At 44.5% G+C, this 25,125-nt stretch carries 25 protein-coding genes; 10 read left to right on the top strand and 15 right to left on the bottom strand.

The genetic code is table 11. From position 1 onward, the window contains the following. Nucleotides 1–3: 3 nt before the first annotated feature. The 8 genes from cas3 to QUA99_RS03075 form a co-directional block, all read right to left on the bottom strand. Entirely contained in the window at nt 4–2,298 is a 2,295-nt protein-coding gene (gene cas3 / locus QUA99_RS03110; protein WP_333234697.1) for a type I-D CRISPR-associated helicase Cas3', read from the bottom strand. Then, the gene (gene cas5d / locus QUA99_RS03105; RefSeq protein ID WP_333234696.1) at nt 2,279–3,082 is read right to left on the bottom strand and encodes a type I-D CRISPR-associated protein Cas5/Csc1; all 804 of its coding nucleotides are present in this window, start codon (nt 3,080–3,082) and stop codon (nt 2,279–2,281) included. The genes cas3 and cas5d overlap by 20 nt, the downstream gene beginning before the upstream one ends. A 111-nt stretch (nt 3,083–3,193) precedes the next feature. Further along, complete coding sequence (gene cas7d, locus QUA99_RS03100) at nt 3,194–4,210, bottom strand: type I-D CRISPR-associated protein Cas7/Csc2 (RefSeq protein WP_333234695.1); 1,017 nt, start codon at nt 4,208–4,210, stop codon at nt 3,194–3,196. Between the two features lie 11 nt (nt 4,211–4,221). After that, the gene (locus tag QUA99_RS03095) at nt 4,222–6,969 is read right to left on the bottom strand and encodes a CRISPR-associated protein Csc3 (protein WP_333234694.1); all 2,748 of its coding nucleotides are present in this window, start codon (nt 6,967–6,969) and stop codon (nt 4,222–4,224) included. A 56-nt stretch (nt 6,970–7,025) separates the two neighbouring features. Then, a complete protein-coding gene (locus tag QUA99_RS03090; protein WP_333234693.1) occupies nt 7,026–7,406 on the bottom strand; it encodes a DUF5615 family PIN-like protein in 381 nt (126 codons plus the stop codon). Then, nucleotides 7,403–7,663, bottom strand: a complete 261-nt coding sequence (locus QUA99_RS03085) for a DUF433 domain-containing protein (protein WP_333080731.1) — start codon at nt 7,661–7,663, stop codon at nt 7,403–7,405. Before QUA99_RS03085 ends, QUA99_RS03090 begins: the two co-directional genes overlap by 4 nt. A 90-nt stretch (nt 7,664–7,753) precedes the next feature. Next, entirely contained in the window at nt 7,754–8,209 is a 456-nt protein-coding gene (gene mntA, locus QUA99_RS03080) for a type VII toxin-antitoxin system MntA family adenylyltransferase antitoxin (RefSeq protein WP_333234692.1), read from the bottom strand. 137 nt (nt 8,210–8,346) lie between these two features. Then, nucleotides 8,347–8,553, bottom strand: a complete 207-nt coding sequence (locus QUA99_RS03075; protein WP_333234691.1) for a hypothetical protein — start codon at nt 8,551–8,553, stop codon at nt 8,347–8,349. Nucleotides 8,554–8,962: 409 nt separating this feature from the next. On the opposite strand from QUA99_RS03075, the gene QUA99_RS03070 reads away from it, so the two are divergent. Then, complete coding sequence (locus QUA99_RS03070; protein WP_333234690.1) at nt 8,963–9,814, top strand: WYL domain-containing protein; 852 nt, start codon at nt 8,963–8,965, stop codon at nt 9,812–9,814. Between the two features lie 232 nt (nt 9,815–10,046). On the opposite strand, the gene QUA99_RS03065 is transcribed toward QUA99_RS03070, so the two are convergent. Beyond that, the gene (locus tag QUA99_RS03065; protein ID WP_190731630.1) at nt 10,047–10,262 is read right to left on the bottom strand and encodes a hypothetical protein; all 216 of its coding nucleotides are present in this window, start codon (nt 10,260–10,262) and stop codon (nt 10,047–10,049) included. 264 nt (nt 10,263–10,526) lie between these two features. Here QUA99_RS03065 and grxC point away from each other — a divergent pair, with 264 nt between their 5' ends. Further along, nucleotides 10,527–10,841: a glutaredoxin 3 gene (gene grxC, locus QUA99_RS03060; RefSeq protein WP_333234791.1), complete on the top strand. Its 315-nt coding sequence runs from the start codon at nt 10,527–10,529 to the stop codon at nt 10,839–10,841. 44 nt (nt 10,842–10,885) lie between these two features. On the opposite strand, the gene menD is transcribed toward grxC, so the two are convergent. Then, on the bottom strand, nt 10,886–12,799 hold the full coding sequence (gene menD, locus QUA99_RS03055) for a 2-succinyl-5-enolpyruvyl-6-hydroxy-3-cyclohexene-1-carboxylic-acid synthase (RefSeq protein WP_333234689.1): 1,914 nt from the start codon (nt 12,797–12,799) through the stop codon (nt 10,886–10,888). A 73-nt stretch (nt 12,800–12,872) separates the two neighbouring features. Between menD and QUA99_RS03050 the strand changes: the two genes are divergently transcribed. After that, on the top strand, nt 12,873–13,172 hold the full coding sequence (locus QUA99_RS03050) for an antibiotic biosynthesis monooxygenase (RefSeq protein WP_333234688.1): 300 nt from the start codon (nt 12,873–12,875) through the stop codon (nt 13,170–13,172). Between the two features lie 55 nt (nt 13,173–13,227). On the opposite strand, the gene QUA99_RS03045 is transcribed toward QUA99_RS03050, so the two are convergent. Further along, nucleotides 13,228–14,661 (bottom strand): isochorismate synthase, encoded by a 1,434-nt coding sequence (locus tag QUA99_RS03045; protein ID WP_333234687.1) that lies wholly within the window; start codon nt 14,659–14,661, stop codon nt 13,228–13,230. Nucleotides 14,662–15,043: 382 nt separating this feature from the next. Here QUA99_RS03045 and menA point away from each other — a divergent pair, with 382 nt between their 5' ends. The 6 genes from menA to QUA99_RS03015 all read left to right on the top strand — a co-directional run bounded on the left by menA (nt 15,044) and on the right by QUA99_RS03015 (nt 20,307). Beyond that, a complete protein-coding gene (gene menA, locus QUA99_RS03040) occupies nt 15,044–15,940 on the top strand; it encodes a 2-carboxy-1,4-naphthoquinone phytyltransferase (protein ID WP_333234686.1) in 897 nt (298 codons plus the stop codon). 142 nt (nt 15,941–16,082) lie between these two features. Further along, nucleotides 16,083–16,328 (top strand): hypothetical protein, encoded by a 246-nt coding sequence (locus tag QUA99_RS03035; protein ID WP_333234685.1) that lies wholly within the window; start codon nt 16,083–16,085, stop codon nt 16,326–16,328. 5 nt (nt 16,329–16,333) lie between these two features. Then, entirely contained in the window at nt 16,334–16,744 is a 411-nt protein-coding gene (locus tag QUA99_RS03030; protein ID WP_333234684.1) for a retropepsin-like aspartic protease, read from the top strand. A gap of 27 nt (nt 16,745–16,771) precedes the next feature. Further along, nucleotides 16,772–17,572 (top strand): 2-succinyl-6-hydroxy-2,4-cyclohexadiene-1-carboxylate synthase, encoded by an 801-nt coding sequence (gene menH / locus QUA99_RS03025; protein ID WP_333234683.1) that lies wholly within the window; start codon nt 16,772–16,774, stop codon nt 17,570–17,572. 11 nt (nt 17,573–17,583) lie between these two features. After that, nucleotides 17,584–18,714 carry an o-succinylbenzoate synthase gene (locus QUA99_RS03020; RefSeq protein ID WP_333234682.1) on the top strand — a complete coding sequence of 377 codons (1,131 nt, stop codon included), beginning with the start codon at nt 17,584–17,586 and terminating at the stop codon, nt 18,712–18,714. A 156-nt stretch (nt 18,715–18,870) separates the two neighbouring features. Further along, a complete protein-coding gene (locus QUA99_RS03015; protein WP_333234681.1) occupies nt 18,871–20,307 on the top strand; it encodes a 2-succinylbenzoate--CoA ligase in 1,437 nt (478 codons plus the stop codon). A gap of 140 nt (nt 20,308–20,447) precedes the next feature. On the opposite strand, the gene QUA99_RS03010 is transcribed toward QUA99_RS03015, so the two are convergent. From QUA99_RS03010 to QUA99_RS02995, 4 genes are all read right to left on the bottom strand, one after another. Continuing rightward, nucleotides 20,448–21,419, bottom strand: coding sequence for a putative 2-dehydropantoate 2-reductase (locus tag QUA99_RS03010; RefSeq protein WP_333234680.1), 972 nt, complete (start codon nt 21,417–21,419; stop codon nt 20,448–20,450). A gap of 213 nt (nt 21,420–21,632) precedes the next feature. Continuing rightward, a complete protein-coding gene (locus QUA99_RS03005) occupies nt 21,633–22,058 on the bottom strand; it encodes a thioesterase family protein (RefSeq protein WP_333234679.1) in 426 nt (141 codons plus the stop codon). A gap of 153 nt (nt 22,059–22,211) precedes the next feature. Next, the gene (locus QUA99_RS03000) at nt 22,212–22,658 is read right to left on the bottom strand and encodes a tellurite resistance TerB family protein (protein ID WP_333103984.1); all 447 of its coding nucleotides are present in this window, start codon (nt 22,656–22,658) and stop codon (nt 22,212–22,214) included. Nucleotides 22,659–23,030: 372 nt separating this feature from the next. Then, nucleotides 23,031–24,335, bottom strand: coding sequence for an ATP-binding protein (locus QUA99_RS02995; protein WP_333234678.1), 1,305 nt, complete (start codon nt 24,333–24,335; stop codon nt 23,031–23,033). Between the two features lie 126 nt (nt 24,336–24,461). On the opposite strand from QUA99_RS02995, the gene QUA99_RS02990 reads away from it, so the two are divergent. Further along, the gene (locus QUA99_RS02990) at nt 24,462–24,785 is read left to right on the top strand and encodes a TMEM14 family protein (RefSeq protein WP_333234677.1); all 324 of its coding nucleotides are present in this window, start codon (nt 24,462–24,464) and stop codon (nt 24,783–24,785) included. Nucleotides 24,786–25,125 lie beyond the last annotated feature (340 nt).

Genomic DNA, 25,125 nt, shown 5'->3' with positions numbered 1-25,125 from the left:
AATTTAAACTACCCAGAATTCTTGATTGTCAGGACATCTTAAGGCAATGCCAGCGGAGGCGATCGCCAAAATGCCGGATAAACTCGGAAAGAATGTATATTCTTGTTCGTTAGCAAAGCTATCTTTGACCATAATCGGATAGCATTCGATTCCTTGTTTTCTGAGTTTGAGAATTGCCCAGCGATTTTTGCGATGTTCTCGGACAATCACACCGGGCATTAAGGGCGGTGTAAGCTGGGAAATTAGCGCTGTTGGACGCACGCAGTTGTCGATCGTCCGTTCGATCGTACAATTTTTAAAAGCATACAGTTTGCAAAGATAGTTGTTTGCAAAATCTTCTAAATCTGCAACTTGCAATGCAAATTTTAGTCCGTAAGTTTCGGTGGCGCGATGGGTAAGTACAATCCCATTTTCATCTGAGGCAAATTCAAAAAATCTCAGCAGGTGAATGGGGTCGAGATTGGTTTCGCCGACTTCATCGAGTAAAAAATTATGGGGGTCGTAAATTTTGACATTTTCAAATAAACTTTGTCGAAATTGGAAAAGGGGAGACCAAACCGTTTTCCAGAAAATCGCAAACTCTTTAAGTTTGGCGGCTGAATTCTCATATTGACGAAAGTCTTTCTCTATCTCATCCATCGTAAGTTCTTTACGATTGAGAATATCTGGATGTTGACACTCCAGAAACTTTTCTATAAACTGCTTTCTCAAAAAAGGAGGCTGTTTAAACAGAACTTTAACAAAAGACCACTCATTTTTGCGTCGAGGTTTCAGTGGGGCTAAGGCAAGTTTCTCTGCCGTCCGAATTAAAGTCATTCGGTATTTATAGTCGTCCCAACGGCGAGAACCACCTAGCAATTTTTGAAGCGTATAATAGAGTTCGTGAACACAACTTTCTTGCTCTAAATTGTGTAGGCTATCTTCAAGTTCTAGTAGAGGTCGAGCAATTTCTAGAAAGGCTTCGGAACGCCAGTAAATATCGAGAAAGGGACGCTTCATGCACTCTAGACTTTCTAACATTTCTGTCAGGGTTTTGCGTCCACCGCTACAGTCAAGTTGTTCGATGCCTTGTTCCCAAGCGCGATCGGGCAAATAGGCGATCGCCTCTGAAGGAATTTCGGTTTGCGTTTTCCCTAAAACCCTTCCGACACGCCCGATGCGCTGCCAAAAAGAAAAGCGATCGCGCGTAGAAAAAATTAACCAATCGAGATTTTGCCGGGGTGGCGGATTATCCCGATCGAAGTTGAAGCCCACATCAACGGTACTCGTAGCTAGAATCACTTGTTTTTGGGCGGCCAGCGGGCGTTCTTCCTTCGGTGTATCCCCCGTAATCCGCCCGCAGATATCGGCAAATCCGCGATCGCGCAATTGGTCAGAAATGCGGCCTAGGGTATCTTTGGCATCAAGAATTACTGCCCCATTTTGGTCGGGATTTTCTCTGAGTCGCCGCCGAACTTCTTGGACAATTTCTGCGATCGTAGTTTCTTTATCAACCTGCTTGCGAATTTCTAGATTGACTTCAGTTTGAGAAGGACGTAGATAACTAATTTGACTTTTGCCATCGATTCGAGCAATTTTTACCCCATTTTTTGCTAAAACATTTAAGGCTTCTTCGCAAGCAGGTTCTGGCGTTGCCGTCAAGAGAACAATTTTTCGCTTGTACTGAAAGTAGCCAAACTCTTTAGATAAAGCGAGATAGAAAAACAAGCTAACTAATTGTTTGGCATCGTAGAGGTGAAATTCATCGAAAATTACAGTCGAGAAACTGCTGTAAAATTCACTGGCAATATTTCCGCGATCCAGTGGATTGTATTGAAAAAATGCAGCGTAGTAGAAAATATCCGGGTTGGTCACCAGCAAAATAGGTCTACCGCCACCGCATTCGGGAAAAATAGTTGCAGGTTCGCGCAAAACATTATAGATTTTCTCGCCAGAACGTTTCCCAACGCGATCGTCTGGCCAGGAATGGACTTGTCTAGCAGAAGCAGCTTTTACGATATGAGGTAAATCCGCATCCCGAACAAATTTTTCGGCGGCTTCCGTTTGCTGGTCAATTAAGGCATTTGTCGGTGCGATATAGATAGCATTGCGCTGAGAATTGTGCAGCAAAACACTCAATCCGGCTTTGGTTTTCCCCGTTCCCGTCGGTGCGAGATCGAGAATGATATCATTATTTTCGGACGCTTCATAAACATCGACTTGATGCTGCAAGGCTTGTCCCATAAATTTCAGTTGTTGAGGCAACTTATCACAAGCAGAAATACTGGCAGGTTCAAGTTTAATTTTCAGATAATCCATTGTTGTTTCCACCACAAAATTCAAGGTTAGCTGGGAGAATAAAATCGCCGGCTTGCAGCGCTTCACCGCGAAACGAAAGATTTTTCAATAACGATGCGGGCGGCATCGAAATTAAGTCGAAAGCGAGGAGTTCAATATTTGCAGGTAAGTCGGCGGCGCTGAGATAAGTATTGCAGCGATAATCGCCCCTCGGAAGTTGCACAACATCGAGTTTTTTCACGATTTCAACGCGGACTTTGCTGGTAAATTTGCCGACTCGAATGTATTCGGGCAATTCGCGATCGCCAAATACTAATGTCTGAAACCGATTTCCCCGTTCAATTACTCGCAATCGCCCGGTTTGGGGGAAGTTGCTAGGGCGATAAGTATTGGGTTTTTTCCCGGTTCTACTGAGGGGTAAATCTTCCCGCGCTGTTGCCACTCGGTTGTTGGTCATGGCATACCAATAGGAGTCAGAAAGGGCGTTAAACCGCTCAAATCGGAAAGATAAAGTGCCGCCAGCCGGCCATGCGGGGAGGATGTAGCTATTACCAGAAAGGGGCGTTAAATCTTCTATATACCGAGGTCTGCTGGTGTCTTGTCCGGTGAGTCGATAGGGCGATCGCGCCCAACCTAAAGCATAGGCTAGTGCATAATTGCCGATCGCCCCTTCGGTATAGTAAGTATCGGACAATTCCCGCGAGGCAAAGAACACGGGTTCGGCGCACCAGAGTTCGATTAACCGTGCGGTTTGATAGGCAATTACAGAAGTGGAAGCAGTCCGAAAAAGTTCTAATTGCGGCATGGTTGAGATTAATTAAAACGATTAAATAAACGCAAATCCTGTGGGGGCGAGTTTACCCCTATTTTTTAAATCGAGGATATTTGTCAACCCGCCCGGAAACAGCGACTACATTTATGACTCCTCCGACTTTTTACCTCGCCCTTTGGTCTTATTTTCAGTTTTAACCTTCCGCCAAGGTGCATAGGATTCATCGAGGCGTTTGAGGAAGGTTTCTTGTTCTGGTAACGACCAATGGCGATCGACATCGGCAATCAGCGCGTCACATTCTGCTGGGGAAAGCTGCATCGAAATGCCTCGTTTATTTGTCCAAGTGCCGATTATTTCCTGAGTTGCATCTACTAAAGATGCGGTTTTTAACGGATGTTCTAGGGCGGTATTTTGGGTTTTCAGCTTGTCATAAATTCCTTGTACCAATTCTAGGGAACTCGGCAGTTCGGCAATACCGCCAAATACACCGAGAATTTGATTGTCCATGCGTCCGACGCGGCTGGAAACTGCACCGTAACGAGTGGTTAATAAAATGTTGCCGAGGGTGTAGCGCAATTCGTCAGCGGTGACATCTTTGAGGGTGACAATATCCAGGAAATGAACCCCAGGCTTGATGTATTCGCTGGTGTTGAGGGCCGTCGAAGCGTTACCTTTTTCATCGCGCATCGTTCCGGTTTCAAAGATAGCATTGATGGTGCGATCGGCAATTAGTTCCGTCGAATGCAACACGCTAAACGCATCCTCTGTCCACACCCTGCTTTTTTGCGCCCCTTCTCCACCCGCTGCGAAGCCGTAGAGGAAGCAATCAACGCACATTTCACAAGGCGCATTGGTATTGAGAGCACAAATTGCATCAGTTTTTGGTGCCGTGTAGAGAAGATTGTGCGATCGCAAAAACTCTCGTCCTTTCCGTCGTTCCGGTGCAACTTGTTTGCGTTTTGTCATCACCAACCGAGGAATTGATTCGGTATCTTCAATGCCAGCTTGCACGTATTCATTACACATCGGTTCCCCCGTTCCCTCTGTCCGAAAAATGGTTTCCGATTGCGTGGTACGAAGGACAACAATCCCGATGGTGCGGCCTTTGGGAAAGTTTTCGTAGCTGGGTGCGAGGAATGGTTGCAATTTTGCGATCGACATTTTGTATTCTCCTAGTTGTTTGCAGATGTGGATTCAGATTCGGCTTCAAATTCGGTTTCAGATTCAGTTTTAGACTTAACTTCTTGACGCGCTTCTTTAAAAAAGAATAAGTAGGCAGCTTCAAGGGTCTTACTATCAGTTAGCAGTCGTTCGGAACGCGAGTGATAAACCCCCTCAAATAGTTGTTGCAAAACTTGATAAAACTGCTTGATTTGTTCATGTTTCGGTTTACCAACGCCGTGTTCTCGAATGCGATCGAGACGGTTGTGGTATTGCTGCACTAAGGCGGCAAATACCGTGTCCCAATCCATATGAGATTTTCGAGATCGCACAGCTTTGATAAATGCTGAAAACGGTTCAGTTTGGGCAGTGCGGCGGGGGGAACGGCCACACAAATTGGCAACTTGGGCAATGTGTGCAGCTTGCTTGAGATAGCTAGAAACGCGATCGTGTTCTTCTGACATTAGACTCCTCAGTAAAGTATTCAAAGGTTCTTTTATCCGAGACCAAACTGCCTCCAAATTGGGGTCATCTTGTTCCCGCAGCAGCCAGCGCAGCAGGACGTAATAGAAACTCAACGGACGAGTTGCCGCCCGCGCTAAGTCGTACAAACAGTCATCTTTTTTCTGAATACTTGCCACCGAAATAGCTAGCTTTCCGATACAGCGTAGCCGTTCTAAAACTTGCTCTGCCGTGACTGCCGTGCGCCGTTCTTCCTTGGATAAATGACCGTTTCGCCGATACTGGCCGCTGCCTAATAGTGGCTGCAAAGATGACGGAATTCCCTCAACTTTTCCGAAAAAATCCCAAGTTGGTTCGACTTCCAGATTGGCACCCAAAACAAAGGGAAAACCAAAGTCAAATGCCAAACTCATTTCCAACGCCAATCTGAGCGATTTTAGCAACGCCACGGAGTTATTAACTTCTCCCCACAGCACGGGAATTGTCACCGTTGAGTTGATAAATTCAGGACGTTTTGGCAGTGCAAACCCAACCATTTTGTTGGATTGAAAAACCATCTCGTTTTCGCGGTAAAGTTGAATTTCGTCAACTGTTACTGTCCCATCTTCATTGTGGGCTGCGGTATTTTTCAGAAAATTTTGCCAAATTGTTCTGAGTTCAATACTCGATCCTTTTGGCAGGGCAAAGTGAAGATATAGCGGGTCTTGTTTGACAGAATTAGGGAAATTTGCACCAACTGCCATCAACTGATAACCCAATGCCGATAAGTTATCTGCCCGCCGTTTGGGTTCAGCAATCATGCCGCCGGGAAGACGATTGGAAAAAGCTTGGACTTTGGTTCCCGGTGGCATTTTTGGGGAACTCAATTCGCCGATTTGTAGCGATGTCGTCCCCAAGGAACAGCGCTGGCGCGGGTTAGCTTCAATGTAGGCTGTGAGTTCATTAAAGCCTTGCCAATTGGCTGGTGTGGAAAAGTTGAGCAGTTGCCGAACGGCATTTACCAATTCTTCAGATACGTCTATCTCTTCGGCTTTGCCACGCAGTTGAAATGAATCTTCTAAGGCGGCAAATACCTTTTCTAGCTTCTGTTCGCGATCGCCCTCGATGGATTTGGCCGCAAACAAACAGCGTCCGTACTGCGCGTTAAACGGTTCCAATGCCGCCCGCTGTTCTGGGGATAATCCGACTTGCGTGGTAATTCTATCCCAAACCTCCTTGGGGCTGAGTTCGGCCGCCCGATAGCTGAGGTAAGCGGTTTTTAGTCCTTCAGAAATGGCAAATTCATCGGCATTGGAAACTGGATGCAAGCCGACAGCAGCGGCTGCGGTAACGGCATTTTCTCCAGCATCTCCGCCATATTTGTCAATATCATTGGCGACTTTTTCGACTTTGTAACCGCTGGCTTTTTTGACCAGTAACTTATCTACTTCGTCTAAAGTTGCTTCGGGATTTTGTTGGATGGCTTGCGGGTCGATTTTGATGCCGTCTTTGGTGGCGTTCACGAGTTGTTCGACGTTGCTGCTAAAGACGCGATCGATCTTTTTTTGCCATTTTTTAGCAATGATTGGGATTAAATCGCCGTCGGGAAAGGCCGATCCGACAAAAATTTGACCGTTGGGGTCAATGGCGAGAGTATGCAAATTGCGATCGTGCAAAACCTCTTCACAAGCTGACAGCAACAGCGAAGTTAAATAACCTCGGTCTTCGGAAAGAGTGACATTAAACAACTTACTGTCACGCTGCAATGCAACGGTTAACTCGGTTTCAACTTTGCGAATGCGCTTATTTTCCTCAATTCCTAAGTCAAATAAGTCGCCCCCAATCAACATCGCGGCCCAACGTTTGATATTGGGGTCTTCTGGAAAAAAACGCATTGGATCGCTGGCGCTGTGGCCGGAATGGCGTTCTATCAGGCGGCGGACGAGTTCGAGTTCGGACTCGGTTTGGGCGAATTGGGCAACGCAGGCGCGATCGAGTTGTTGTAACAAAAAAGGGCGATCGCGTGCTAATGCTTTAACGTTCCGTTTATCATTTTTATCTGTCAGCTTATTCAAATCGTGAACGGCAGTCGCGGCCAGAATACAAGCGCGTTTGTCATCGGGAACTCCGGCAATTTTGCTAACCGTTAAAACGAACTGACAAGCCGAATCGAGGTGTTCGGCAAGGGTGCGTCCTTGGCGAGTGCCATACTGTCCGTGATTGGTATGCAGTTGGTAAAGTTGAGGACGAACTTCGCTAAAATAGCGGTGGTCTAAAGTTTGAGGTTCTTCGTCAAAAAGCAGGCTTTTTCTTGACATAATTTTGCCCTAATAAATTCATTTAAGGAGTGAAATTTAAATTTTCATGCTTTGCATTATTCTGTTTCCTCTGGTTCAAGGGGTTGATATTCCTGAATAGTACCCTGTCGAATAATCCACAATTTGCCAAGAATTTCTGCTTGCTGCAATCCGAGAATTAATGTTTCTATTGCTTCTCTCCACTCTGTAAAATTGGCACTAGGCGTTAGCCGAATTACAACAATCCCCGCATATTCAGATGGATTAAACCGCATCCGATTGCCAAAACCGCGATCGGCAGTAACTAAACATCTTTCCTCTTGATGGCAAACATTAATAAGCTCCACATCGGGTGCTGAAGTCAAACCTTCACTTACGACTGTTTCTACGTCATGCCCTGCCAAACGTAAAAAGGTGATAACGCGAACATCGACATTTTCATCTAGTTTTAGCTTCACGTTGCTGCTTCCTCCTTTTTTCCTAATGGAATTTCGGCATAATAATCTCGCGTTACTTCAGCAGCATAAGCAATACAAGCGAATACATCTTCTCTTTCTATGCTGGGATATGCTTCTAGGATTTCCTCAACAGCCATTCCTCCAGCTAGGTAGTCAAGGATTAGGGAAACCCAAATCCGATGGCCGCGAATGCAAGGTTTTCCAAAACAGATATTTGGATCGATCGAAATTCGGGAAAGTAAATTATCTCTAGTCATTGGTCTTCCTCCAGATTTCACGTAATTCCTTTAAACAAATCCACTGGTCATTAACCTGCTGGATATATCGCGGGCAATATATTAAAGCAGTCATACTAGACCCCATTCTTCAAGAAAATTATCAATCTTCTGGCGAAGTTGACGTTCTATTTCTTTCAACTCTGCCTCACTCAGGAAATGAGCTTCTATAAACTTCTCGAACTCACCTGGCTCTTGTTCGTAAAGAAGTATTCCATCACGAGCAATGAAATGAGCAATGAGAGGTGAACATCGATTTAACTCAACAACATCAATTTCATCACTATTGATTCTAAAAACTTCACCCAAAATTCCGGGAACTTCAAACCAAGCAAATCCTCTATCTTTGCAAGACGCTTGTCTAAGTTCCTCATCGTAAAGTGCGGCAAAATCCCAGTCACTTTTGGCATGAGTATCACCTCTGGCACGAGAACCAAAGAGAATTAGCATTTTGAGGTAAGGAATTTGTTCGGGAAGTTGTAAAGCACTTTCCTGAAGTTCAGTTAGTGTTGGGAAAATTTGGAGCATGGTTAACTTTTGTAGGGTAAACAAATTCGAGGGCGAGGACAGCCAATTTTCTGTTGTCAGAATAATTTGTCTCTAGCACTCTATCTTTAGAGGGGTAGAAAGAGAAAAATTCCTTCAAACCCCCTGACAAAATAGCATTACATCCTATTATTAACGTTCAGCAATAGTCGGTATTCGTGCTGTTGTCCGCTCAGGCGACGTTTCTCAAACTGATAGCCTTGCTTTCGCAGAATGTGCATGGTTGCTGAAAACCGATGGCTAACACTCTCGATTAGCTCATTGGCGCTATGCCATTGCCCATCGGACATCAGCCGAAGCATTTGATTCGGAAGATTATCTGTCATGGTTGTATTTGCGTAGGTTTACAACCAGACCAGCCATGCTCTATTCTAAGAGTTAAGTAATTTAAACACGGGCGAGCTGGCTTTATGTCTGGCTTGCTTTTTACTCTACCATATATTTTGGGTTAGTACAGCGATAAAGTAATTTTTTTGAACCAATCGATCGCTTTCACGCTAAGATAGATACACAAATGCCTTTCAGGAATTGAAAGAGTACCGCGATCGAGACAATAACCTTGTCTTTCACACAAATACCTATTAGGGCTTGAAAGCCGGAGCTAGCCTCTGGCTTTTTTTGTTGGCTCTAGAATTTGCACAGCAACATTTGTGATCTATGAGATTTGTAATTGCACTAAACTTATATTTACATTAAAAACCAAATCTGTCAACTATGTATTTACACTTTTGTTGAATGCCCCGCAAAAAAGAGACAATTACACTTTCAATTCCGGCCGGAACCAAGGAACAGCTAGAGGCGATCGCCCTTCGCCTCGGTATCAAATGGGGCAAAAGTCCCAGTGTATCTGGGTTACTGGTCGCGATCGCCCAACAAAAAATCGAAGTGGGCGAACCCTTCACCCTCAATTCAGTGCAGGTACAATCATTGAACAAAGCCGTCAAATTCCTCAACGACTCTGGCGAAGTCGAAGCCGCCCAGATCGTCATGGCATTACTTTTGGACAAAGCCAATCTGGAAACCCCTTTCCGGCAAAAGTTGCTCGAACAAGTCAACCAAACTGCCGAAGCGTGGCGGCTTCGACTCAATCAACTGATTGACGACCGCCAACCGTTCAGACTGTTTTACCAGTCAGGCAAAGACAAAGTGAGCGAATTTACTGCCCGCAGTGCCAAAATTCGCCTCTATGACAAGCGCCTGTACCTAGAAATCTGGTGCGACGATGCTGACTCCAGAGAAATCCCGGAATTAGCTCACAATCGGTGTTTGCGCTTAGACAAGATTGTTAACTTGTTACCTGCAAGTGAAAAATGGCGCGAAACCATAGACTATCTAGAAGTACACTTACACTTTTGGAGGGGATTGGCTGGGAACTATGAATTCAAAGCGGATGAAGATGTGGCAAATGAAATGGTGGGAGACGTGCGCCATGTAGTGAAGCGGGTATCCAGCCGATTCTGGCTGTTCCGAGATGTGTTTCGGTACGGCAAAGACTGCGTAATAGTCTCGCCCCAGAATGTGCGCGATCGCTTCCAACAAGAACTGATCGACCTCTGCCGCCAGTACAACCTGGAAATCCGCGATTAGAACACGAGATCGAGGAAACGGCAATGCCGTTTCCCTACGGAAATAACAGATTAGCCGTCCAAAAAAAAAGCAGCCGGTAAAGGCTGCTTTGACAAATAAACCGTTGTTGAGTTAGAGGAGAAAACTTTTAAATCGAATTCAAATTACCGCTGTTTCCACTCCTGCCTGAGTTTCCACTATTTTCATCTACCGCTGACTCACCCTGCCTTCAGAACAAAACTTCAAATCCCGATTAGAATGCTGCTGAAAGTTCGTTGACTACTTTCACTCGGCCTCTGAGCACCGCCCGCAGCAAGCGGTTGACACAGCCTCTGTCTTCGTCATTCAGAGAGTCGTCGAAGGTGGCGGCCATCAAACCGTAGCGATCCGCCAGAGTCAAAACGCCTGTATCGGTTACAGAAGCGAGGATTTCAGAGATAGCGCCGGGGAGGAGTTGTACGGGGTGCATGGCAGTGCGGTTGAATTCGATGTTTTAATCATCTCCTTGTTTCCCGAAAAGATCGGTGACATTGATGAGGTGAGGAAGGTGATTATTTTGGGTGAAAGCCAGTGATCTGAGTAGAGTAAAGTTGTGACTTGGGTCACAGGGCCGCAGGTTGCCGCAGGCAATTCCATCCCGCGCCGATTTTTGGGTAGGACGTGGGGCTGACGGCATTTCGCTAAAATGATCGTTAATCCCCCAACCAGTTTAATTTTTACCCCAGTACCGAAAATGCTTGATTTTCTCAATCCTCTCTTGGGCCGCAAGCCCGATCGCATCAAAGCCAATGTGGAAATCTATACTTGGCAAACCTGTCCCTACTGCATCCGCGCCAAAACTTTGCTGTGGTGGAAAGGCGTAAATTTCACGGAATACAAAATTGACGGCGACGAAGCCGCTAGAAAGGCAATGGCCGATCGCGCTAACGGACGCCGCAGCGTGCCCCAAATTTTCATTAATAAGCAACACGTAGGCGGCTGCGATGACATTCACAAACTCGATGCAGATGGACAGTTAGATGCGCTGCTAGCTCAACCAGCAGTTTAAATTAGTGTAGGTTGGGTTTCGTTCCACCTGCTCAACCTACCAATTTACAAATCTTTGGCAAATTTACTTAGATTATCTTGCCGCCATTTAGCATCGGCGCGCCTGTCTGTTTGCAATTCTAAGACGCGAATCCCGCTATTTGGCAAAAAACTTAATTTTTGTTTGAACTGTTCCCAATCGTCTATTATCTCGTGTTCCACGCCATAAGTTGCACACAACTGAGCAAAGTTAATCTGCTGCGGCGTGGCAAAAAACTCTTCAAAGGGCGGGTCAAATTTCGCAACGGGTAACATTTCAAAAATTCCGCCACCGTTATTATTAATTAATATGATTGTCAGATGACCGACAAATTTATTTTTAATTAAAAAACCGTTCGTATCGTGCAAAAGTGTTAAATCGCCTGTTAGCATGATGCTGCTTTGATTGCGGTGAGCAACTCCCAAAGCTGTTGATAATGTGCCGTCTATGCCGTTAGCGCCGCGATTGAAAAATGGTTTTATTTCTAAGATGTTCGGCTTCCAGAAAAACTCTACATCTCGGACGGGCATACTGTTAGCAATAAATATCAGTGTTGCGGGTGGCAAAATTTGGGAAAGCAGCCAGCAAACTTTGGGCTCGATTATGTTGTTAATTGCTGATATTTTTTGGTCTATTGTTTGTCTGACTTGGATTTCGGTGTTGCGCCAAAGTTGGAGGTATTCGTTTGAGGGTGAGGTTGGAACCCCCCCTAACCCCCCCTTAATAAGGGGGGAGACTTGAGTTGATTCGCCCTTGTTTAGGGGGGGGATTTGAGTTGATTCATCCTTGTTTAGGGGGGGGACTTGAGTTGACTCGCTCTTATTAAGGGGGGGGACTTGAGTTAATATAGTTGCGAGATTAGTTGCGAGATTTTCAGGGGAGGTTCGCAGGTGAATTGTTTTGCCGTGTAGCGGATCGAAGTTGTGGTCGCTGGGGTCGATTATGTAGCGTTTTGGTTGGGTTTTATCTAACCAGTTTCGCAGTTCTTTGCTTGTGGGTAAGTCTCCGATTTGAATGGCGATTTCTGGGGTTAATTTATCTGCTAGTTCGCGGTTTCGCAGGATTAAATCGTAGGTGGAAATTAGATGGGGGTTTAGTTGGGCGTAGTTTCTGACTGGGGATAGTCCTTCTGCTAAAACTGGCCACTTTAATAATTGGGAAATTTGGGCGATCGCACTACAGTATTTTTCGGCAAATTGAGGCTGGGAAACGCCTGCAATAATTATCCCTTTGCTGCATTGCTGCCATTTTTCGATTGTACTTTCTACTCCCCCCCTTAACAAGGGGGGGCTGGGGGGGGTAGAGCTTTCTCCTGCGAAAATGGGTTCTAATCCTGCAAAGAAATCTTCGGGATTAAATTCTGTTTCTAAAGCTTCTACGGCTATGTCTGGAACGGGTACAAGCGGGTCGCGAAAGGGGATGTTGAGGTGGACGGGGCCGGGTGTTGGAAATTGCGATCGCTCCCAAGCATACACGATCGTCTGGCGCAGATAGTCTAGCATTCCTGTGGACGCAGAAGGGATGGCTAATTCGGCTTGCCAGTTCGGATAATTGCCGTATATTTTAACTTGGTCGATCGCTTGTCCGGCGTGACAGTCCCGCAGTTCGGGAGGTCGATCTGCGGTGAATATTAGCAGCGGAATTCGACTTTCTCTGGCTTCTATGATAGCAGGATAAAAGTTAGCTGCGGCTGTTCCCGATGTGCAAATTAGTGCGGTTGGCAAATAGGATTTTTTGGCAATTCCTAATGCAAAAAAACTGCCTGAACGTTCGTCGAGTATGGGAATAGTTTCTATTTTTTTGTTTTGAGCAAAGGCTATTGTTAGCGGTGCCGATCGCGAACCGGGACAAATGACGGCGGTAGTTAATCCCAACCGCTGCAAAGTTTCTGCTAATACGGAAGCCCAGACGGTATTTGTGTTGCGAAAATCTATTGGCATTGCTAAACCTGAGTAGCTCAACTCTGTATTGTGCTAGGATATTATACTCAAATAATTGTCAGGATACATTTTTATGATTCTTGAGGCGGTTGTGCTTAATGTCAAATCTGGCTGTGAGGGTGATTTTGAGATAGCTTTTAGAGAAGCCTCCAGTCTGATATCGTCTATAGATGGATATTTATCTCACGAACTTCATCGCTGCACAGAAGTTCAAGGAAAATATCTATTATTGGTGAGATGGGAAAATTTAGAAGCTCATACAATTAGATTTAGGAATTCCGCTGAATATCAAGAGTGGAAAAGAATGCTTCACCATTTTTACGATCCTTTTCCCATAGTAGAACATTTTGAGGAGGTGGAAATTAAACATTAACACCGACTCAATCAATTAACTTGACAACTCTAGATCCTGCAAATTAGCTGAATTATTAGACTAAAGCATTTAAAAGTGGTTGTAATTTGAGCTGAATTTCTGCTAGTTCTTTCTCTGGTTCCGAACCCGCCACAATACCAGCACCAGCATAAAGTATAGCCCGATCGCCATCGATTAAAGCCGATCGAATTCCCACGGCAAATTCGCCGTTGCCGGTGCGATCGATCCAGCCGAGGGGTGCTGCGTACAAAGAGCGATCGCAGCTTTCGCAGCGGCGAATTTGTTCGAGGGCAATATCTCTCGGCACGCCCGCTACCGCTGGGGTTGGATGCAGTTGAGCTAAAATCTTTAATAAATGAATATCAGGGGGAATTTGAGCTGTTATAGGTGTCCACAAATGCTGAATGTTTGATAGTTGCAGCAGTCTGGGCACTGGGGAAAAATTGGGAGTTATGCCGAGTTTAGACAGGCGATCGACAATAAAGTCAATCACAACTTGATGTTCTCGAATATCTTTCTCGCTTTCTAGCAATCCTTGGGCTAATTTCGCATCTCCCGCCTCAGTTTTTCCCCTCGGTGCAGAACCTGCTAAAGCATCTGTTAATAACTGATTGTTGTGAATGCTAATTAAGCGTTCTGGACTAGCACCGATAAAATTTTGTCCTTTGCCGTTACTGGTTGAAAATACATAGCAATCTGGATAACTGAGGCGCAAGTTGTTTAATGAATCTATTAAACTGAAAGGGGTTTGAGAAATCACATTGATTGCTTGGGATAAAACAATTTTACTAAAATATTTAGAGGCGATCAGTTCTAAAGCAGACTTTACTGATGTTTTAAATTGACTGGCATCATTGACGGGGATTTGTTTCAAAGATATCGAACTGTCGATCGCAGTTGTTAGTTTATGGTATTTGCGAGATTCAATTTTATCAAAAGTTTGCCAAATATTTTCAGCAATATTTTTAACGTTTCGATCTTTTTCTATGATGGCATTTGCGACGAGGATGCAGCTATCTTTCTGTCTGGTAATCTGCCATTTGGGTAAAAATATGGTGGCGGGCGGAAAGTAAGAATTAGCAGCAATGTTCTCATCAAAAAAAGCAAAGCTACAAAAAAAGTGTGGCCCGCTAAATGGCAAGCGTTCCGCACCAATGGTAATTGTATTGGCAACTGTTGAACGAATAAAGTTTTGAGCTGCCACAAATCGATCGGTTCCTGCTACGGTGAGATGGATTGCCGAATCAAGGGCGGCAATTGCAAAACTTTTGCCGGCAATGGGGTCTCTTTTTTCAAAGTAAAAGTGCCGCTGACAAGGTTCGGAAATCTCTTGCAGTACAGCTAGCGGATCGAGGGGATAAATTTCCTGAGAAATACTAACTATTTTTGTGCGATCTTTTTCGGTTAAAGACTGCTGGCAATTTAACAGAAACTGATGCAGTTGATTGCGGTCTTGCAAGAGATTAGCGCGGTGCGGTATTACTGTCATGAAAGCGAGAATAGCAGATTTGTCAGATAGAGTGTGGGTTTGTCCGGCTAAAACCCCTATTTCGATCTAAGCACGGGAGGGCGATCGCAAAACACGACCTTTTGAGTTTCCCTCCCTGTTTGGGCTCTGTTGGGGAAAAAAACCCCCGTCGGGCGATCGAGCGAAACATTTAGACACAAAACTTTAAGATCGATCGGCTAAATTTCGCAAAAGTCGATCGACCCCTGCAGAGGTTTACAGACGGGCTACTTGCGCTGTTTGAGTACCGCCACAGCCTCTGTGTGGATGCCCCCCGCACACTCAACCCGATCGAGAGTAGACTTTGTTCACCAATAAAATTGTAAAATTACTACGCTGCTATCAATTGAATCAAGTTTGTGTAATGACAACAAAGTTAATTGAACGTCCAAATAGTAAATTGTGGCTGGCGGCAATCAAGCCGCCCATGTACAGCGTTGCGGTGATACCTATTTCAGTGGGAACGGCAATTGCTTTTGCCGAAACTCAAACGATTAATTGGTCAATTTTTTCGACATTTTTAATTTCAGCCATTTTGATTATAGCATGGCTGAATCTCAGCAATGATGTATTTGACTCGGAAACAGGCATCGATAAAAACAAAGCACATTCCCTAGTGAATTTAACCGGAAATAAAGCTTTAATTTTCTGGCTTGCTAACCTGTTTTTAGCAGTCGGAGTGTCTGGAATCTGCGCCATAAGCTGGTGGCAAAAAGACCCAACAGTAATTTTGCTAGTAGTTTTATGCTGTGCTCTCGGCTACACTTATCAAGGGCCTCCGTTTCGTCTTGGCTATCAAGGTTTGGGAGAAATCATCTGCTTTTTCACCTTTGGGCCGCTAGCTTTCGCCGCTGCTTATTACAGTCAAACTCAAACTTGGTCTGCCACTAATTTTGCAGCGTCGGCAATCGTGGGAATTACTACGAGTATCATCTTATTTTGTTCTCACTTTCACCAAGTTGAGGACGATTTGGCGGCGGGTAAAAAATCCCCAATTGTTCGACTCGGTACGAAAAAAGGTGCTCAGTTGTTGCAGTGGTTGTGCGGCAGCGTTTATGCTTTGACTGTGCTATTTGTAGCTTTGGGAATGTTCCCAATTTGGACGCTGTTGATTTTTGGGAGTTTGCCATTTGCGATCGACCTTTGCCGCCATGTCACAGACTATCACGACCAACCGGCAAAGGTCAGCAACTCTAAGTTTATCGCAGTCAGGCTGCATTTTTCTAGCGGATTGCTGCTGGCGTTGGGGTTTGTTTTGTAGATCGGGCGATCGAGAATTCCGGTAAAATGGAGGTATGGTTTGCTAAGTTGAGGGAGTTGGTGGAGTTGGGTGACTTCTCAAAATCTTGTTTAATTTAGCAATCCGTACCTCACATTGAATCGTAAAACAGGAGAATTAAACCATGAGTACGCCAGTAGAAATTAGCCAAATTCTGAGCCTAGAAGAAATTATGCACTTATATCCTAGCGAGTGGGTGCTAATTGCTTACACTGAACTGGATGAGGATTTGAATGTAATTAGAGGTGAAGTTTTAGCACACTCACCGGAGCGCGATTTGCTTTACAATAATGCTTTGTCAAGGAAAGGAAAAGCGGTGGCAATAGAATACACTGGCCCTATCCCTGAAGACTTAGCAGCTATGTTGTAACAAAAATGCCAGATTATCAAAAAGCTTATCGCTTGTTGCGTCACGGACGAAATTTGCTCGCGGTGCAAGCAACCATTGGTGGAAATAATGGTGACGCTACTGAGTATCGGGTGCGTTTATTGGTGGATACGGGAGCCAGCTATACAATATTGCCAGTTAAAACATTAGAGGATTTGGGTTACGATACGCGCAATCCTTTACGCAGGCAAGAATTAGTTACAGGTCAAGGAAGAATCTATGTTCCTGTAATTAATGTATCTTGGTTTAATTGCGTGGGTCAACTAATAGAAAATTTTGACGTATTTGCCCACGATATACCGCCAAATCTTCGTATAGATGGTCTTCTTGGTATGGACTTTCTCACCCGTTTTCAGGCAGTCATCTCTGTTAGCGATGCGGAAATTAGATTTCAGTAAATACGGAAATTATATTAAGAATTGTATATGGAGAAATTTAAAAATTATCAATTTCACTATTCCTTAACTGGCAACACAAATCAGCCAATAATTTTCTTACTCCACGGCTTTACCTGCGATTGTCAAGACTTTAGTCCCATCATTTCCTTACTATCTAAAAATTATTGCTGTCTAGCAGTTGACCTTCCCGGTCACGGAGAAACAAGAGTAATCGGCGACGAAATTTGCTACAATATGTCAAATACAGCCGAAGCATTGATCGAGTTATTAGATGATTTACAAATAGACAAATGTTTGTTGTTGGGCTATTCAATGGGCGGGCGATTGGCACTGTACATGACATTACATTTTCCTGAAAGATTCGAGAAAGTAGTGTTAGAGTCAGCCTCTCCGGGATTGAAAACAGAAAAAGAGCGATCGCACCGCCTGCAAGCCGATTCACAGATAGCACAAAAGCTGGAAAATAGCAACATTAAAGATTTTTTATTAAACTGGTACGATCGCCCTTTATTCAAATCTTTAAAAAACTCTCCCCACTTCGACAAACTCATAGAAACCCGCTTAGCAAACAATCCCTTAGAATTAGCCAAATCCCTCCGCAATATGGGAACCGGCAACCAGCCCTCTCTCTGGGAAAAACTCCCACAAAATCAAATCCCCATCCTCTTGCTAGCGGGAGAATATGATGATAAATTTACAACAATAAATACCGAAATTGCTAAATTGTGTCCGGCCGCTACTCTGGAAATTGTACCAAAAGCTGGCCACAATATCCATTTTGAAAATAGTGAGAATTTTGGATCAGTTGTGAGAGAATTTTATGATTAACTAAAAAACTAATGCTTTATCAATTCGAGTTTCGCACTTATCAGCGAAAATTTAAGCGTCCCTTGCAAACAAGTCACGGCATCTGGGATATTCGCGAAGGAATTATCCTGCGACTTACTGACGAAAATAATCAAATTGGTTGGGGAGAAATTGCTCCTTTGAGTTGGTTTGGTTCCGAAAGTTTTGAGCAAGCTTTAGATTTTTGTAAATCGTTGCCAGGTAATATTTCATCAGAGATGATTTTTGCTATTTCCGGTGAATTGCCGGCTTGTCAATTTGGCTTTGAGTCAGCACTAAACGAGCAAAATTTACCCCCCCCAGCCCCCCCTTGCCAAGGGGGGGAGACAGCGGAATTGTCGGCTTGTCAATTTGGCTTTGAGTCAGCACTATCAAACGAGCAAAATTTACCCCCCCCAGCCCCCCCTTGGCAAGGGGGGGAGAAAAGCGAAAAATTAACTTACCTTTCCCAAAAGGGGGAGAAAATGCAAAATCGGTTCAGCGGTTTATTGCCCGCAGGTGAAACAGCTTTGCAGGCTTTGCAAGTGCTTTGGTTAGAGGGATATCGGACGTTTAAATGGAAAATTGGGGTGGCTGCAATTGAGGAAGAATTAAAGATTTTTCAGCAGCTAATCCAAGCAATGCACAATTTGTGCGATCGAGAATCGGCATTTTTGCGGTTAGATGCCAACGGCGGACTCAGTTACTCGCAGGCTAAAACATGGCTGGAAGCTTGCGACAAGGTAAAAGCAACTCCCGACTTTTCTGCAGACATTGAATTTTTGGAACAGCCGCTGCCAGTAAAAGAGTTTCAGGAAATGGTAGAATTGAATGCTATTTATGCAACTCCGATCGCCCTTGATGAATCTGCCGCCAACCTCGATCGCATCCAAGAGTGCTACAGCCAAGGCTGGCGGGGAATTTTCGTCATTAAACCTGCGATCTGCGGTTCTCCATCCCAACTGCGAAAATTTTGTCAAACTCACAATACAGACGCAGTTTTTTCATCAGTATTTGAAACCCAAATCGGCAGACAAGCAGCATTAAATTTAGCAACAGAATTATCTTTAAATAAAAGAGCACTCGGCTTCGGCACCGATTCCTGGTTCGATGACAATCATTCGATTTTAGATTTTAGATTTTAGATTTTAGATTTTAGATTACTCCTGGGGGTTCAGAAACCGGGTTTTTTTACGAAAAGACGGGTTGGGGCCGGCAAATTCGGTAAAAAACCCGGTTTCTTTGTCGGAGTGCGTAACTCCTGTAATTGTTTTGAATCGAGAAACTTGGTGAAAGCATCTATGGCAATAAATCTAACAGTAAATATTCTGGAACTCGCGGATCGCTTGCCCGATAATTGGCTTATTGGTTGTGACAGTCGCGAATTTGCCCGAATTGTCGATCGGCTATTTCAAGAAATCACCCAAAATCACGCACAAACAACACCCCCAAAAATTTGCCTCGCCGAACCAGAACCCGTGCAATTTCTTGCCAGTTTCACCGCCGCCCGCGCTGCCAAATGTCCCATTTTTCTCTGCAATCCCAACTGGGTAAAACCAGAATGGGAACAAGTCTTTGATTTAGTCAAACCCGACTTAATTTGGGGACAATACCCGCTTCCCACCACTCCCCATATCCCAGTCCGCGAAGGCGGACTTCGTTTGTATAGCCGCGAATTCCATTCGCCAGAATTCCATTCGCCGACTAAAAGCGGTTTTGATACAATCATGATTCCCACCGGCGGTTCTTCAGGAAAAATCCGTTTTGCCATCCACAATTGGGAAACACTAACGGCATCAGTACAAGGTTTTCAACAATATTTTCAAGTTGAAAAAATCAACTCGTTCTGCGTTTTGCCATTATACCACGTCAGCGGTTTAATGCAATTTATGCGTTCTTTTACTAGCGGCGGAAAACTGGCAATTCAGCCATTTAAAGAATTAGAAAATGGTAAAATATGCGACATCGAACCAGAAGAATTTTTCATTTCTTTAGTTCCAACTCAATTGCAACGGCTGCTGCAAAACCCAGATACAGCTAATTGGCTGGGACGGTTTCGGGCCGTACTTTTGGGCGGTGCTCCCGCTTGGCCGGAACTTTTAGAAACAGCTAGAAACTATCAAATCAAATTAGCGCCCAGTTATGGCATGACCGAAACCGCCTCGCAAATTGCTACACTAAAACCCCAAGATTTTCTCGCAGGCAATAACAGTTCCGGTAAAATTTTACCCCATGCTCACATAACTATTCGCAGTGCCAATGGCGATATTTTGTGCGACAATCAAATCGGAAATATTGCGGTAAATGCTAAATCTTTGGCGTTGGGTTATTATCCTGATATTTTTGACTTTTCCGAATATTTCCAATTAGACGATTTGGGATTTTTTGATAAAAATAACTGCTTAAATATCGTCGGACGCAGCAGCGACAAAATTATCACAGGCGGAGAAAATGTATTTCCAGCGGAAGTCGAAGCCGCTGTGCGATCGACTAATTTAGTTGCGGATATTGCTGTAATTGGCGTGCCAGACAAAGATTGGGGCCAAGTCGTTACGGCTATCTACGTTCCCGCTAATTCCGAAGTTACTGTCAAAAATCTGCAAGTGGCAATAGAAGATAAGTTGAGCAAGTTTAAGCGACCGAAATATTGGGTAATCGTCGAACAATTGCCGCGCAATTCTCAAGGCAAAGTCAATCGAGAACAATTGCAAGAAATTGCGATGTGTCATCGTCGGTGAATCGATAGTATTAACCGGCTTTGACAGTAATTCCTGTAGGGGCGGGTTCACCAATATCTACAACACCAGTGAGAAATCTCACAAACCCGCCCCGACCCCGCCCAATTCCCAATTCCCAATTCCCAATTCCCAATTCCCAATTAGTGTAAACCTAACAGCCTTCTCGTCCTCTCTGCTTCTTGTCTTTGAACGTCCACAAATTTCAACATTCGGTAAAGTACCTCTATTTGGGGCAACTTAATACCTGCTTGCTGCGCCACCTGTATCGGATTACCAAAAATCGCCTCAACTTCTAGGGGTCGCGATTCATCATAATCGATTTTCATGCTCGTGCGGTAAGGCTTCATTTTCTGAGTGTATTCGAGCATCTGTGGGATAAAGTCATCGGGAATAATGCGATCGCAACTTTTGGCTCCCGCTACCACTTCCCCCATCATTTCCTTAACTAAAATCAGAGTATCGGGATTAGCCATCAGTTCGTCAGTTCTCGCATCCAACACTACAGACAGCCCGTTATAAGGAATATTCCAAACCAGCTTTTTCCACCTTGATAACAGCAAATCTTCGCTCATTTTAATAGAAATATTAGCACGTTTAAAATCACCAGCAATTTGGTGCATTCTATTAGTAATACCGATTGCTTTGTAGTCTTGGGCATATTCTCCCAGCGTGATAGTGCCGTAATCTAGGTGGCAGATGTGACCGGGGCCAACTTTATAAGAACAAAGAAAACACAGCCCGCCAACCACTCGTTCTGCACCGACAATTTTAGCTACTTCCGGTTCCGTATTCAATCCGTTTTGCAATACTAAAACCGCGCCGTTATCCTTTAATAAAGGAGGCAAAATTTGGGGCAACAAGTGATTTTGAGTTGTTTTCAGCGCTACAATTACTACGTCGCACTGAGGCATTTTGTGCGCGTCGTGGTAGGCGCGGACGTGGGGGAGGATGAAGTCGCCTTCGGGAGACTCGACAATCAAACCGTGTTCTTTGACGTAATCGTAATCACTACGAAGCAAAAAATTGACTTCTAAACCTGCTTGTTGCAGTCTAGCACCGTAGAATCCGCCTAAAGCTCCCGTGCCCACAATGGCATAATTGCGATTTGACATACTATCAAAAACTCCGAAAAAATTCTCAACCTAAAAGAAATTAGAGCCCGCTCAAAAACGGATACCGTGCCACGTACTTAAGTCGCGATCGGTCCAAAATTTTAGACCAAAGTTGAAACTCCCAGATTCAATGCTGCAAGTAAATCTAAAATCTAAAATCTAAAATCTAAAATCGACTGACTGTCATACCCGGCTATTATTTTAAAGATAGAACTAATCTGAAATATCAATCTCAAATTTCCTCATCCACTGCATCAAGTCTTCAGATAGCTGTTTTCGAGTTCGGCTAACTGCATTGATGCAGACGTGCTTAGTAAGAGCTTTTGCTGCGCTTCTTCCTGCAACTTCGCCAGAAAATACTTGATAGGCAATTTCAAATTCATCGCCAGTAACTTGTTTGGGCGTCAATTGAATTATCAGCCGATCGCCCGCAAACATTGGGCGATAAAAATCTACACTAGCATGAATTATGGGAAAGGCAACCTCGGGATTGCTGAAAAATGTTTTGAGATTGATTCCAGATGCTGCTAGAGATGCCTCGTAAGCTTCGTGGCACATCGCCAAAACGTTAGCAAAGTAAACGACTCCAGCAGCATCGGTATCTTGAAAGCGGACAGTGCGGGTGTAAGTGAAAGGCATTTGAGGTAGTAACGGGCGATCGCAAATTCGATCGCAATTTTACCAACCATCATATCGGTAAACCCGCACTTTCGGAGAAGTTATCAGCTAAGTAAGTAGGCGCTAATTTTTTATATTGTAAAATTTGCCCTCCTCACTCCTCCCCCTTCTTTCTTAACCTTTGTTCTTAATCAACATCACGTCTATAATCTTGAGGGCAATATCTTCGGAAAGCCCCAATGCACTGTAAAGATCGTTCAAAAGTTGTTCTTCTTCTTCTGAAACCTCGCCATCGGCTAAAGCGATATCAGTTGTGACAGCAAAAACAGTTTCTTTAAGTTCGTCGGGAAGCGTTGCCAAAGCCGCATTAAACAGTACCTCAACTCCTTGCCGTTGCAGAATCATCAGCAGGCGATCGAGCATTTTTCTCATCACGTCATCGGGATAGCTGCGGAACAGTTGCATCCGAGATAGCGTCATGCTAATCGCTTTACTTTCGCTGTCATTGATGTAACCGTCGGCTGCTACAGCAATTAGCGCGATCGCCGCAAATGATTCGGCAGGCCCTAACGTTACTTCCGTTTCTTGGCGAGTCTGCGATACTTTATCAAATAAACCCATGATATTTTCCTCATTATTTAGTGGTCGATTTAGGGAGTCAGGATGAGTTCTGGCTCTGGAGGTTTCTTTGGGGATTTTGATAATTATATCAAATTTTGTTAGTTAGTTGTTATCAATAAAATTATGAAAAAATTAAGAATTTTTATTTCGCCCTTGGGTGCTGTAAGGGCGGGTTGATTCCTATCCATAATTGCCTTCCCATATATCGGCTAAAACACGCATCTGGCACCCTTGTAAGCAACAGGCAAGATGCCTGTTCCACAAAGAAAAGAGTGAATTTTCTCGCTTCACAGGCATCTTGCCCGTTCATAAAAAACTTATTGAGAAGGATGTAACATCTCAGTTAAAACCCGCCTTCCCAGCGCAGACCATCTACTTGTCAAAAATGGCTAAATCTGCTTTCAGGAAATCAACAAACTGCCGCGCAGTCCTGCCCGATCGCCCGTTGCGGCGAGTTGCCCATTCTTTAGCGCGGTGTTCCAAATCCTCAACAGCGAGTTTAATTCCAGCAAGTTCTGCCAGATGTCGGACAATTGTTAAATAAGTGTTTTGATCGGCCGGTTCAAAAGTTAAAGTCAAGCCAAATCGATCGCTAAATGAAAGTTTTTCCTGCACAGTATCCCAAGCGTGAACTTCGTCTCCATCGCGGGGGCGAGGCCTGTCGTCAAAAAACTCTCGAATTAAATGCCTGCGGTTAGATGTGGCGTAAACTACTACATTTTGAGAGCGGGCAGTGACATTTCCTTCCAAGACAACTTTCAGAGCTTTAAAAGCATCGTCATCTTCCTCAAAAGACAGGTCATCCACAAAAATAATAAACTTTTGAGGAACTCCCCGCAACTGCTCGACAATTAGCGGCAAATCTTGCAAATCCGATTTAGATACTTCAATCAAGCGCAGATTGCGAGATCCAAACTCATTTAACAGCGACTTCACCAAAGAAGACTTGCCGGAACCGCGGCTGCCGTACAGCAATACGTGCAAAGCCGGATAACCTGCCAGCAAAAACTCCGTATTTTTCACCAGAGCATCCCGCTGCCAATCGCAGCAAACCAACTCTTTTAAAGTTATGCCATCGGGATGCGAAATATTCGCCAACTTCCCTCCCCGCCACGCAAAAGCGCGATATTCGGCAAACAAACCCGTGCCAAACTGTCGGTAATAAACTGCCAAAGATTCCGCCGCGCTCGACCATTTTTCCAGTTTCCCGTGCAGCGGCAAATCTCCCTGTTCTGCTACAGTTTCTGAATGCCAAATCGGAGGCACTGCGTCAAGTTGACCCGCTACCCGCACCCACTTGCTCAACTGTTCGCTGCTGCATTCGTAAATATTTTGCAGCACTTCTAAATCATGTCGGGCGGCCTCCACCAAAGCGGGGGGCAAACTTGCAAAATCTGTTTGCTGTGCTCGGCGAGAAAAGGGGTTTTCGTCTTTGAGAATTTCCCAAATCAGAGAATCTTTCCAGCTTAAATTTTTAGCAGCCTGAAGTTTGAACCAGTTCCCGTAAGCTACCTGACATTCCAAACCGCTGACTTCGCTGTGGTGGAGGGCTTGCAGCAAGTCGAGAAAGGCTTGACCGGCGGGGCTTTTGAGAACTGATTGATACAGCAGCAGGGATGCTGCTTGGCGCTGGAGGTAACGGATTTGGGCGATCGCACCAGAAGTTAGGGCTGACATAATGGCAATTGTATAACAGTTACATATCCTGACTGGCTTTAATAAATTTTCTAACAATTTGTGACCGCAATTGCAGGTCTCGCTGTATAAATTTAGATGCAAAGAGTGAAATCGGGAGGATTAAAAATGAATTTAGGGACATCAGCGGCGATCGGCTACGGCATTTTAACACTGGTTGGCGGCATCATGGGTTATATAAAGGCCAAAAGCCAAGCCTCGCTCATTTCAGGCTTGATTAGCGGTTCGCTGCTAATTTTTGCCGGCACCGCGCAGCTTATGGGACAAAGTTGGGGTTTAGCATTAGCAGCAGCCATCTCCGCTGTTTTAGTAATAGTCTTTATTGTGCGCCTTGTTAAAACTCAAAAATTCATGCCCGCCGGAATGCTAATTTTAGCTAGCTTAGCGTCTTTGGGCGCGATCGTTTACGAAATCAGCGGTCAATATCAATAGTCATTCGATTTTAGATTTTAGATTTTAGATTTTAGATTAACTCCCCAGCCTTGAGTGGGAGGTTGAACTAAAGTCTAATTTTTTTATTTCCCTGACTTCTACTAATTCTGAAAAGTCCGCGAGTAGGGACGCGGCAATGCCGTGTCCGGTGCGGGGATATGCGACTTTTAATAACTGGTATAATTATCAGATTCTGGGGTTGAGACCGCCACTAAAACTTCTAAAATCTAACGAGATGTGATTGACTCAATCACTTTACAAAGACTAGACCTCTTGCAAAAATAGCTGGGACGGGCTCTCCGGCCCGTCCCACAAAAAGTTTTTTCTCTTGTGGGATGGG

The sequence above is a fragment of the Microcoleus sp. F10-B2 genome, from assembly GCF_036704965.1.
GTDB lineage: Bacteria > Cyanobacteriota > Cyanobacteriia > Cyanobacteriales > Microcoleaceae > Microcoleus.
This window is presented reverse-complemented; position numbering and strand designations above follow the sequence as displayed.